The 12,391-nt window shown below is 40.5% G+C and carries 10 protein-coding genes; 5 read left to right on the top strand and 5 right to left on the bottom strand.

The window, feature by feature from the left end:
• Window positions 1-54: 54 nt before the first annotated feature.
• Entirely contained in the window at window positions 55-1,011 is a 957-nt protein-coding gene (locus HUS62_RS11365) for a tetratricopeptide repeat protein (protein WP_175079600.1), read from the bottom strand.
• Between the two features lie 187 nt (window positions 1,012-1,198).
• Between HUS62_RS11365 and dbpA the strand changes: the two genes are divergently transcribed.
• Window positions 1,199-2,587: an ATP-dependent RNA helicase DbpA gene (gene dbpA / locus HUS62_RS11360; RefSeq protein WP_175079599.1), complete on the top strand. Its 1,389-nt coding sequence runs from the start codon at window positions 1,199-1,201 to the stop codon at window positions 2,585-2,587.
• Between the two features lie 9 nt (window positions 2,588-2,596).
• Here the strand turns inward: dbpA and HUS62_RS11355 are convergent, their stop codons facing one another.
• The gene (locus HUS62_RS11355; protein WP_175079598.1) at window positions 2,597-3,178 is read right to left on the bottom strand and encodes a DNA-J related domain-containing protein; all 582 of its coding nucleotides are present in this window, start codon (window positions 3,176-3,178) and stop codon (window positions 2,597-2,599) included.
• A 158-nt stretch (window positions 3,179-3,336) separates the two neighbouring features.
• Here HUS62_RS11355 and HUS62_RS11350 point away from each other — a divergent pair, with 158 nt between their 5' ends.
• On the top strand, window positions 3,337-4,176 hold the full coding sequence (locus HUS62_RS11350) for a tetratricopeptide repeat protein (protein ID WP_175079597.1): 840 nt from the start codon (window positions 3,337-3,339) through the stop codon (window positions 4,174-4,176).
• A gap of 78 nt (window positions 4,177-4,254) precedes the next feature.
• The gene (locus HUS62_RS11345; RefSeq protein WP_175079596.1) at window positions 4,255-6,171 is read left to right on the top strand and encodes an ATP-binding protein; all 1,917 of its coding nucleotides are present in this window, start codon (window positions 4,255-4,257) and stop codon (window positions 6,169-6,171) included.
• Here the strand turns inward: HUS62_RS11345 and HUS62_RS11340 are convergent.
• The 3 genes from HUS62_RS11340 to trxA form a co-directional block, all read right to left on the bottom strand.
• The gene (locus HUS62_RS11340) at window positions 6,144-7,394 is read right to left on the bottom strand and encodes a methyl-accepting chemotaxis protein (RefSeq protein WP_175079595.1); all 1,251 of its coding nucleotides are present in this window, start codon (window positions 7,392-7,394) and stop codon (window positions 6,144-6,146) included. The genes HUS62_RS11345 and HUS62_RS11340 overlap by 28 nt on opposite strands.
• 161 nt (window positions 7,395-7,555) lie before the next feature.
• Entirely contained in the window at window positions 7,556-8,815 is a 1,260-nt protein-coding gene (gene rho / locus HUS62_RS11335) for a transcription termination factor Rho (RefSeq protein ID WP_062566226.1), read from the bottom strand.
• Between the two features lie 181 nt (window positions 8,816-8,996).
• Window positions 8,997-9,323, bottom strand: coding sequence for a thioredoxin TrxA (gene trxA / locus HUS62_RS11330; RefSeq protein WP_054554679.1), 327 nt, complete (start codon window positions 9,321-9,323; stop codon window positions 8,997-8,999).
• A 90-nt stretch (window positions 9,324-9,413) separates the two neighbouring features.
• Here trxA and rhlB point away from each other — a divergent pair, with 90 nt between their 5' ends.
• A complete protein-coding gene (rhlB, locus tag HUS62_RS11325; RefSeq protein ID WP_063529730.1) occupies window positions 9,414-10,688 on the top strand; it encodes an ATP-dependent RNA helicase RhlB in 1,275 nt (424 codons plus the stop codon).
• A 48-nt stretch (window positions 10,689-10,736) separates the two neighbouring features.
• Window positions 10,737-12,230: a guanosine-5'-triphosphate,3'-diphosphate diphosphatase gene (gene gppA / locus HUS62_RS11320; RefSeq protein ID WP_175079594.1), complete on the top strand. Its 1,494-nt coding sequence runs from the start codon at window positions 10,737-10,739 to the stop codon at window positions 12,228-12,230.
• Window positions 12,231-12,391 lie beyond the last annotated feature (161 nt).

The following is a 12,391-nucleotide window of genomic DNA, read 5'->3' as shown; positions in this document are numbered from 1 at the left end:
TGAGAACCATATAATTTGGCTGGTTTCTTATGTGTGATATTTATGGGTAATAGATTATTGAGTATTCAATTTACTACAATCGTAGCTCAAGCATAGCTCTGCGAGCTCAATCTTTGCTTTAGGATTCCCTTGTAAGGTAGCTTTGTTGAGCCAGTAAGCTGCTTTTTCGTTATTCACTTCTGTCCCTTGGCCATCACGATACATCTGACCCAAATTTAACTGCCCCCATGCATAACCATCTTCCGCAGACAGAGTAAAACTTTTCAACGCTTCCTCGTATAAGCCATCTTTGAAGTAAGTAATCCCTTCCTGATTATGTTTATCGAGCTTAACGCCCGTATATAAAGGCTTAGGTCTAGGGGGGTGCATAACAAAACCACCAAATAAACTATAAAGCTCAGGTCGCATAATTTTATAAATGCTGCCTTCATCATAAAGCTGCTTTATTTGTGACTTACTGAAAGTCAGGGTTTTACTAGAAAAGTAATCATCTTGAACTAGCATGCTGGTACGCATGGCAATTTCGATGTCTTTATTGTATTTGTAAGTGTAGTTAGCAACTCTAAAAGTCATGTCCTTGTCATCGAATTCAACGAGCTGAGCTACTTTTAAGTTGTTTATACGCTTTGGTTTGCCAGTAAATTTATCTGAATAGACAAAATAGGTATCAAATAACTTTGGCTCGTTTAAGTAATTTTGCTCATTTTCAGTTTGTTCATTCGCACCGATTAATGCATTTGTTAATAGGTAAACGATAATGAATAGACCAATAAAGTATTTTATGAACGACGCTAACTCTAAGACGGGCAATGAATACCAAGGTGCAGGAGTAACATAGCCACAGTCATCACATTGTCTTTGATAATTAATAGAAAGTGGCATGATTGGCAAAATAGTAAAGCGCAAAACTTTACTGTGATTGCTTAAAGAATAATGTTCACTATGACAGTGAGGGCACGTTTTTTGTTTTTTATAGAAAACATCAGCTGCAGCGGTATTAAATAGAAGCATAGTTTCTTCCTGAAGGTTGCTATCAATAAACTAGAACAAATGCAGAGAGTTAGAAAGCAGCAAACTGTAAGCAAATATGAATTAAATATGCTGAACAGTGTTTTCGTTTAGAGAAACAGCACATTCTCTGCTATGATCCACAGCATCTTCGAGGATGTCCCTCAATTATCAAGTTTGGAATATTACTGTGACTGCTACTGCTTTTTCATCTTTGGCTTTGCCGCGAGAGTTAACCGATAACTTATCAACTTTAGGTTATACGCAAATGACGCCAGTGCAAGCGCAAAGTTTGCCAGTGATCTTGCAAGGCAAAGATATTATTGCCCAAGCCAAAACGGGGTCGGGTAAAACGGCTGCATTTAGTTTAGGTGTGCTGGCTAAGTTAAATGTGAAACGCTTTCGTATTCAGTCTCTCATTTTATGTCCAACCCGAGAGTTAGCAGAGCAGGTAGCTGAAGAAGTTCGTAAGCTTGCCCGTGGTATTCATAACATTAAAGTTTTAACTTTATGTGGTGGTGTCTCTATTGGTCCACAAATTGGCTCATTAGAGCATGGTGCGCATATTATCGTTGGTACTCCAGGTCGTGTTGATGACCATATTCGCAAAGGCACATTGCGTTTAGATGATGTCGAGACCCTAGTGTTAGATGAAGCTGATCAAATGCTAGATATGGGCTTCCAAGATACCCTTGATGCTATTGTTGAGTGCATTCCTAACCAACGCCAAACATTATTGTTTAGTGCGACTTATCCAAAATCAATTGCTGCGATAGCTGAGCGAGTGCTTAGCAACCCAGAAATGATTAAGGTAGAAGAAGAGCAAACAAAAAGCACAATCAAGCAATACTTTTACAAGCTAGATAATAATAAACAGCGCTTTAACACATTGAAGCTGTTGTTGTTGAAGTTCCAACCAGAAAGCTGTGTGGTTTTTTGTAACACCAAGGTTGAAACACAACAGATTTGTGATGACCTTTACGCTGAAGGGTTTAGTGCTGTTGCCTTGCACGGTGATTTAGATCAACGTGAACGTGAGCGTACTTTAATTCGCTTTGCTAATAAAAGCGCCTGTATTCTTGTTGCAACGGATGTTGCCGCGCGTGGCTTAGATATCAACGATATGGACATGGTAGTGAATTACCACCTAGCGCATGACCCACAAACCCATGTACACCGTGTTGGCCGTACTGGTCGAGCAAGTAAAAAGGGTATTGCATGTTCTATTTATGGTGAAGCTGAGCAATTTAAAGTGGCACAAATTGGCGACCACTACGAGCGTGATTTTGACCCTGAACCAATTCCGCCATTTAGCTTGCTAGAAAAGCCCGCTTATAAGCCAACCATGGCAACTATTATGATTGATGCAGGCAAGAAGCAAAAAATTCGTGCCGGTGATATTTTAGGAGCATTAACAGGTAAAGAGGGAATTGCCGGTCATCAGGTAGGTAAAATTAACGTACTTGATAATGTTGCCTTTATTGCTGTTGAGCGAGCTGCTGCAAAACCTGCGTTACGTAAATTGACTGAAGGTAATATTAAAAAACGCAAGATCCGTGCGCGACGTTTGAGCAGGTAAATTGTTGAGTTATGAGCAGCTTACTTTAAGTTGCTCATATTCGAGTTGTATTTTCTTAAACTCAGTTGCACAGCCTTGGCGATCAGGGTGATGTTTTAATGCCAGTTGTCGCCAACGTTTTTGTAACTGTTTTTCTGAAAAATCAGTAGGTAGCTGCCATGCCTTTAGTAATTGTAATAGCTGCTGCTGAGGTAATGAGTGAATGCCCTTGTTTGGGCTAAATGACGAAAAACGCTGCCAAAAATCACTTAACAACGCATCTATTTCATCGCTCGTTGTATCAAAGTTTTGCCAATCTAAATAGTAATCCCGTAGTGGATCATGACTTTCTAATGCGTTACCCGTTTGCTTACTAACAAGTTCAATGTGAAGTGACGCAATCTGTAGATGTTGCTCAGGTGCAAGTTGTGCTTGTAGTTGATAAAGACCATTCATAACTAAAAAGTTGCGTTTAAACAGATCTTTTTGTGGGTCATTATCTAATTGCTTTATTTTTCCTGATTCACTAAGTGCGCTGGCAAGCGTATGAACCTTCCAAATAGGCTGTTCCAAAAGAAGGTAAAAAATCTCATCAATCAGTGGGTTAACCATTGTTCGCAAGCCTATCTTTAGTGTAATCTACAGTGGTATACGCTATCACAGCTGCTTTTTTGAAACTACGCTAATGTTTTTAGATACTAGGGAATGCATTTAGCCGAGCTTAAATAACTTCATTTTCAGGCTAAGTTGATTTTAAGGGATTTCGCCATATGTTCACATCACTGCGTGTAAGCTTGTTCACTGCTTTATTGTTCAGCTGTAGTTTGTTTGTTTCGCAGTCTAGCTTTGCATCCACTTCGCTGATAGAGCAATTTAGCCAATCCGAGCAATGGCAAGAAAAGCAACAGCTTGCCAAAAAGCTGCTTAATCAAAGTACGACAAATCAAGAACTAAGCCTCGATATATACATGCAGCTTGCCGACTTTGCTTTAGATAAAGGTAATTTCTCTGCGGCGGTAAAAAACTACCAATTGGCAGAGCAAGTAACTAGTTTTACAGCAACGCCAAATCGCTATTTTCGTAGCCTAAAAATGCAAGGCGTCACTTATTATTATCAAGGCTTGATGCAACAAGCGGTGCTTGCTTATAGCAAGGCATTAAGCGTTGCAGAAAAACTACCAGAGCCAATTGCCGAAGCAAACTTACTCAGTAATATTGGCCTTGCTTACTTTGACATGTTCAATATGGATCAAGCACTTAAATATTACAAAGAAGCGAAAGAAATTTATGAAGAGCATGGTAGCGAGCAAGATAAAGCCGATATTTTACACAATATAGCGGGTATTTATATTCGTTTGTCGAGCTATGATATTGCGCTTGATATGTATCGAGAAACGCTAGAGATTTTCCAAAAATTAGGTGATGAAGATGGCGTTGCTCAGTCGTATGGCAATATGGGAGTGGCTTACTCAGAGCTTGGCCAGTATCAACTTTCTTTACACTACTATCAGCGTGCCTTGCGCTACTACCAAGAAACGAATAACGCTTACTTTCTCTCTTCACGCCACGCTAATATTGCTAATGTGTATCTGCGCACCGGTGATTTATAGCTTGCCTTAAGTCATGCAGAAAAAGCCGTTGAGTTTGCAAAAAGAATTGATAATAAAACATTAGAGCTAGCTGGCTTATTGTCGCAAGCAAAAATTGAGTTATTACAAGGAAAGCTCACTGAAGCTGAGGCCACTCTGACTACCTCAGTTTTTATGGCTAAACAATATAAAGATGATTTGAGAGTACAAGACGGCGCCGGAATGATGGCCCTAATTAAGTCAGGTAAGGGTGACTATGCAGCAGCCGTTGCTAGTTTTGATGAGTTTGTTCGCGCTTTCAAAAGCGAGCAAAGCCTAAAATTATTAAAGTCTATGGGTGAGCTGCAAAGCCAAATCCAAGCAAGTCAGCTTAATCAAGAAATTGTTGAATTAAAGCAGCTACAGAATGTGCAAGAGCTCGAAATGTCTAAACAACGTCAGTTGGGCATTATGCTATTTATCTTGTTTGTGATGATAGTGGTGACGGGTATTACTATTTATCGTCGTAACATTGAAAAAGGGGCAAAAGAGCAACTTTCGTTAATGGTTGCTAAACGCACCAAAGAGCTTGAAGAAACCGCAGAACAATTACGCAGCGCTAATGAAATTAAAAGTCAGTTTTTAGCAAATATTAGCCATGAAATTCGTACACCTTTAACAGCAATCCTAGGCCAAACCGATAATTTGATGAATGGTTATTATAAACCAGAGCAGTTAAACGATGAGCTGGCTGTTATTCAAAAACAAAGCGATCACTTAAAAGAGCTGATTAATGACGTACTTGATATCAGTAAAATCGAAGCTAACAAGCTAGAGTTAAGCCTAAAAGAGGGGGATTTAGTTCGATTACTTACTGATGTTCATTCTATGCTTAGTGGTCAAGCCAAAGATAAAGGGCTGAACTTTTCATTTCATAATGAGCTTGGCGAACAGTTTTACAGTCAGCTCGACTTTACCCGCATTAAACAGATTCTTATCAACCTATGTGCCAATGCAATTAAGTTCACTAATCAAGGTGAAGTGGAGTTAAAAGTCTATAAAGTAGAGCAAGGCGTATGGTTTCGTGTAACTGACACCGGTATTGGTATGAACGCTGAGCAGCTTAAGCAAATCTTTGAATGTTTTAGGCAAGGCGACAATAGCATCAGCCGTCGCTTTGGGGGCACCGGGCTTGGTTTAAGCCTATCGCAACAGCTTGCGATGATGATGGGTGGCTATATCAGTGTTGAAAGTGAGCTAAATAAAGGCAGCATATTTTCGTTTTACTTGCCGTGCAAAGAGCGTACTCCAAGCACGGAAACAGTTGAGCTTGCAAAGTATGTCCAGCCAGCAACAAAAGGCCTATCAGGTAAAGTGTTACTTGCCGAAGACCACCCAGATAACCGCCGTTTAATTTCTCGTTATTTAGAGTCGATGGGCCTTGAGGTGATTGCGGTTGAAAATGGTGAGCAAGCTGTTGAGCATTGTCTCAAGGAATTCCCTGATGTGGTGCTGCTGGATATTCAAATGCCAGTATTGGATGGCTTACAGGCGCTCAAGCTATTACAAGAATGTGGCTTTACCCAGCCTGTGTATGCATTAACGGCTAATGCAATTAGCCATGAAATCGACAGTTACCTTGAAGCTGGTTTTACAGGTTACCTTGCCAAACCAATTGATAAAAAAGTGTTTTACACGCAACTTGCGAAGCATTGCAAAAAAGACAGCACCACAACTAAATCCCAGCATGATATGAGTGACTTAGTGGCAAGCTTTATCAATAGCTTTGAGCATGAAAGCGCATTGATACAACAGCACTTTGCAGCTCATGAATTGTTTAACTTACAGCAGGATGCTCACCGTATAGGTGGTGCAGCTAAAATGTTTGAGTTAGATGATGTCGCGATGAGTGCCATGGCACTTGAGTCGGCATTAAAGCAAGATAAGCTTACTGACTTAACAAGCTTAGTTGCTCAGCTGCTTGAGCAACTGCATAACGCATCGGTTGATCAAAACAGTTCTATATCACCGTCTTGAATTTGCTCAACTTCTTGAGTCATTTCGAACCTAGAGCGATCAACACGCTGTTCTTGATTGGTTTCTGGGTGAGTGATCAGAAACATTGATAGTTTTTCATCTAAAGAGTGTGCAAGGCGCACCAAGTCTTTGCTCGATACAGCTTGTATTTGTGAGCTTGAAAGTGCATCAGAGTTAAGTTCAACCATAGCATCTATACTGGTTTGTGCTTCATCTGACATTTGACTTTGCATCGCTACTTGCTCATGAACGCTTTCAGAAAACGCATTAATTTCAAGCATCGCTTGTTCAATTTTATTGGTTTCTTTAGTTGATGCTTCAGAGAGCTTTACCGTGCGCTCGGTTTCTTTAAGTGCAGTTTGCATTAGTGAATTTGCTTGTTCAGTACTATGCTGAATTTTAGAAACCATCTCACGCACTTCTTGTGTCGATTGACTAGTACGGGCAGCTAGGTTTCGTACTTCATCAGCGACCACGGCAAAGCCTCGACCTTGTTCACCCGCTCGAGCTGCTTCAATTGCAGCATTTAGCGCAAGTAAGTTAGTCTGCTCGGCAATACTATTGATAACGTCAATAACTGAGCCAATCGCATCACTGTCTTGCTTAAGTAAAATAATCTGCTCACTGGTAAGATTGATATTATCGGCAAGCTTGATAAGACTTGCTTGGCTTTTATCTGTGTCTAAGCGGGTTTGTTGTACTGATCTAGTGGCATCTGATACTGAGCTTAATATTTGTTCAAGACTTCTATCCAGCTCTTTAGATACTTCAATCATTCGATTAATCGTATTTGCTAAATCAATACCGTGGGCATCTTGTATCGTGGCTTTTTGAGTCATTGACGCATAAGTGTCACGCAGTGCATCAGCCATAGGTAACAAGCGGGCCGATGATGCATATATTTCGCCAAGCATATGCTCAGCCATTGTCAAACCTGCGTTAAGTGCATGACACGCATTTGGCAGCTTGCTATCGTTTTCGTCAAAGCGAAAAGTAAAATCGATACCCCTTTCAGAAGCCGTCTGTGTTACAAAGTAGCTTAAATAGTCTTGTTGCTTTTGATCTTTTGTATAAACAAAAGCAATCAAAGCAAGCCATGGAATGATTACAACAAGTGTAAGCACAGCCATAGCAGCAGTAGAAAAATCAAATACGGCAAAACTAGCAATACAACTAAGTAAGCTTACTATAAATAGAGCTACAGCTACTTTAATGCGAGTCATTGAGGGATCCTTACCTTTTAACCCTATAATGTATAGAACAAATTTCTATTAATTACCAATAAACTTATTCTCTTAAAGTATAACTTTTAAGGTGTTATGTCCTTAGTTTTACGCAAAAAAAATGCCTGTATTAAACAGGCATTTTTAAAAACTAGTAATCGTTACTGACGTTTCATCGAGTCAAAGAATTCATCATTGGTTTTGCTCATTGAAAGCTTATCAATTAAGAATTCCATCGCGTCAATTTCTGACATCTCATGAACGATTTTACGTAAGATCCACATTTTTTGAAGTTCATCAGGTTTAGTGAGTAACTCTTCGCGACGTGTACCAGAGCGGTTAAAGTCAATCGCAGGGAATACACGCTTTTCAGCAATCTTACGATTTAAGTGTAATTCCATGTTACCTGTACCTTTGAACTCTTCGTAGATAACTTCGTCCATCTTCGAACCCGTATCGATTAGGGCTGTTGCGATAATTGTTAAGCTACCGCCTTCTTCTACGTTACGAGCTGCACCAAAGAAACGTTTTGGTTTGTGTAATGCGTTCGCATCAACACCACCAGTTAATACCTTACCTGATGAAGGGATAACGGTATTGTAAGCACGAGCAAGACGCGTGATTGAATCAAGTAAGATAACCACATCTTTTTTGTGCTCAACAAGGCGCTTCGCTTTTTCAATTACCATTTCAGCAACTTGAACGTGACGGCTTGCTGGCTCATCAAACGTTGATGCTATTACTTCACCTTTAACAAGACGCTGCATCTCTGTTACTTCTTCTGGACGCTCGTCGATAAGAAGCACCATAAGCTCACAATCAGGTTGGTTGTAGCTGATTGATTGCGCAATGTTTTGCAGTAGCATCGTTTTACCCGCTTTTGGCGGAGCAACGATAAGCGCACGTTGGCCTTTACCAATTGGAGAGGCTAAATCAAGTACACGTGCTGTAATGTCTTCAGTACTACCGTTACCACGCTCCATACGTAAACGTTCGTTTGCGTGTAGTGGGGTAAGGTTTTCAAACAGAATTTTTGTGCGAGAGTTTTCAGGTTTGTCGAAGTTTACTTCATTTACTTTTAATAGTGCGAAGTAACGTTCACCGTCTTTAGGTGGACGAATAAGACCTGAAATAGAGTCACCAGTACGCATGCTGAATCGACGGATTTGACTCGGTGATACATAAATATCATCTGGGCCGGCTAAGTAAGATGCTTCTGATGATCTTAAGAAACCAAAACCATCTTGTAAGATCTCTAGTACACCGCCGCCATAGATGTTTTCACCGCTTTTAGCGTGCGCTTTAAGGATGGCGAAAATAATGTCTTGTTTTCTTAAACGGGCTACGTTTTCGAGCCCCATGGACTCAGCTAAGTTTACAAGCTCTTTGATAGACTTGTCTTTTAATTCGCGTAAATGCATATTGGTGGGTTCTTTATTACAATTGTCATACTCAAAATCATCGTTTGATACATGAGTGAGGTTTGTTGGTATAACTAAGGATTAGTTGGCTTTATAAACTAGCAGGTCACTAGCAAGGCGTCCAGTCTTTAAACAAAATAAAGCTAAAAAAAGGGCAAAAAGCCCTTTTTCTATATTTTCATTAGATGTTGTTTTCTAAAAACTCTACTAATTGAGTTTTAGAAAGTGCACCAACTTTAGTTGCTGCAACTTGACCATCTTTGAAAAGAAGTAATGTAGGGATACCACGGATACCGAACTTTGGTGGTGTGCCTGCATTTTGGTCGATGTTAAGTTTACCAACGGTAACTCGGCCATCAAACTCGCCAGCTACTTCGTCAAGAATAGGGGCGATCATTTTACAAGGTCCGCACCATTCAGCCCAAAAATCAACAAGTACAGGTTTGTCTGATTGTAGTACGTCAGCTTCAAAGCTATCGTCAGTTAATTGAATAATTTTCTCGCTCATTGCGATCTCCGATTAGTTAGGCGAAATATTTAATGCGTATTTAAACACTCTTGTTTCTTATTGCAAGTTTAAACGTTATGCTTAAACGCTATGACTAAGACACATTTGACCGATAAAAAGTTTTCAGACTTTGCTATCGCACCGGAAGTGGTTGCCGGTTTAACCGAAAATGGGTTTGAATATTGCACACCCATTCAAGCTAAATGCCTACCTTTTATTTGTGAAGGCCGCGATATTGCGGGCCAAGCGCAAACAGGTACAGGCAAAACGTTGGCGTTTTTAACTGCCACGTGCCATCGGTTATTACAATCTAGCAAAGCATCTAGTAAACATCCAAGAGCCCTGATCATGGCCCCAACAAGGGAGCTGGCGATTCAGATACACAAAGATGCAAAAATTTTAGCGCCACACTGTAATCTTAACTTAGGATTAGTATATGGTGGCGAAGATTACGAAAAACAACGTGCACAACTAGAAAAAGGCGTTGATATTTTAATTGGCACTACTGGACGCCTAATCGATTTATATAAACAGGGCTGTTATACCCTCAATGAAATCGAGGTTGTAGTGCTTGATGAAGCGGATCGTATGTTCGATTTAGGCTTCATAAAAGATATTCGTTATATGTTTAGACGTATGCCAGAAACGTCTGAGAGACTAAATCTATTATTCTCTGCAACCTTGTCTTATCGCGTGCAGGAATTAGCGTTTGAACATATGACTAACCCTGAGCATGTACAAGTCGAGCCTGATGTAAAAACAGGTAAGCGTATTCAAGAAGAGCTATTCCATCCATCACAAGATGACAAAATTAAGTTACTGTTAACTTTGATTGAAGAAGAATGGCCAGATAAAGCGATTGTGTTTGCAAATACGAAACACAGTTGTGAGAATGTTTATGCATGGATGAAAGCCGATGGTCACCGAGTTGGATTATTAACCGGTGATGTAAACCAGAAAAAGCGTCAATCAATTTTGGCTCAATTTACCAAAGGCGATTTAGACTTTTTAGTAGCAACAGACGTTGCAGCGCGAGGTTTGCATATCCCAGAAGTAAGTCATGTATTTAATTTTGATTTGCCAGATGATTGTGAAGACTATGTACACCGTATTGGTCGTACCGGACGTGCTGGTGCATCAGGACACGCTATTAGCTTTGCCTGTGAACAGTATGCCTATAATCTCCACGAAATTGAGCAATATATAGAACACAGCATTCCATTATCACATTATGATAAAAGTGCATTGCTTGATGATTTAACTAAGCCTACTATTCAGAAAAAGCGGAACTATTCTACAGGCCCACGTAGTCGTAACAACAACGGACGTCGACCAAATAATAGTTACCAGAAATCACGGTCGTAATAAACGACCGCTATTGAAGACTTAGTAGTAACTAGAGGTTTTTGAACGGTGGGGCAACTTCAACCGCAAAAAAATGTGTATGCAGTAATCGACTTAGGATCAAATAGCTTTCACATGCTGATCGCTAAATCGATTGCTGGCGGTCTACAAACGATCGGTCGAGTCAAACGTAAAGTAAGGCTTGCTGCAGGGCTTGATGAAAACAATGTCCTCAGCACTGAAGCCATGCAACGAGGCTGGGAATGCCTAGCCCTGTTTGCTGAGCGTCTGCAAGACATACCAAAGAAAAACATCACAATAGTTGCGACCGCAACTTTACGTCTTGCTACTAATGCTGATGTATTCAAGCATAAAGCTGAACAGATCCTTGGTCATAAAATCAATGTCATCAGCGGTGAGCTAGAAGCTAAGACAATTTATAAAGGTGTGGCGCATACCTCAGCTTGCAGCGGTAAACAACTAGTGATCGATATTGGCGGAGCCAGTACCGAGGTTGTTATCGGTCAGGGTTTTGATGCACTGCATTATAAAAGTCTGCATATGGGCTGTGTTACCTTCCTAGAACGCTACTTCAAAGATCAAAAGCTCAGTAACGAAAACTTTGCTGCTGCAATTAAAGCTGCAAGTGAAGTGGTTACAGAAATTGTCGATGAATACCAAGCAACCGGATGGCAAATTGCGAGCGGCGCGTCAGGTACAGTGCAAGCGATTCAAGAAATCATGGTTGCACAAAATCAAGATGAGCTTTTAACGCTTGATAAACTTCTCGCTATTAAAGAGCAATCAGTGCAATTTGAAACAATTGCTGATCTTGAGCTTCCAGGCTTGAGCGAAGAGCGCCGTCTAGTGTTTGTTTCTGGCCTCGCTATATTGATCGCCTTATTTGAATCGTTAGATATAAAACAAATGGGTCTTGCGCGCGGTGCATTGCGTGAAGGCGTTTTATACAGCATGGTGCCAGAGCTTCATAACCATGACATCCGCAAGCGTACTGTTGATGGTTTAATGAATCGTTATCATGTAGATCAAAAACAGGCTTGTCGTGTTGCGCAACTAGCAGAGCAATTGGCTAAAAGCGTCATGGGGCAATGGCAGTCGATCGATGATAACGCAATCGCATTATTAAGAACGGTTGCAAAACTGCATGAGATTGGCTTACTGATCGAGTATAAGCTTTATCATAAGCACACGGCTTACATTATAGAAAACACAGATATGCCAGGGTTCTCGCAATCTGAGCATAAACTGATCACAGCTGTTGCTAGTGAACATCGTGCTGATCTTGTTAAAAACAGCTTTGCTCACTTAGGCTGTCATCAAGTACTCGCAGAATGTTTAACAAGAGTTGTGCGGATCGCCGTGATCTTATCAATGCGTCGCCAAGATGATGTACTACCAGCGATTGATCTCAGTGTAAATGAAAACACCCTCGCACTGACATTTGATGGTGATTGGTTAAAATATCACCCATTAATGGCCAGTGAGCTGCAACTAGAGTCCAAGCTACAAGCAAAAGTAGGTTGGAAGCTCATAGTAAAATAACGTTAAAAGGCCCTTCAGGGCCTTTTTTAGTGCTATTTTTACCCGTTTCGTTCGTATTTTGCGCGAACAGTCATTTTTTTCATAAAAACTTCAAAAAACAGTTGATCTCAATTCGGATCTCCCTATAATGCGCATCCACCGACACGGCGGACTGCTTACAA

The organism is Pseudoalteromonas sp. 0303, assembly GCF_013349995.1.
In the GTDB taxonomy this organism is placed as follows: Bacteria; Pseudomonadota; Gammaproteobacteria; order Enterobacterales; family Alteromonadaceae; genus Pseudoalteromonas.
Note: the sequence above shows the minus strand (reverse complement) of the source record. Positions and strands in the feature narration are given on the sequence as shown.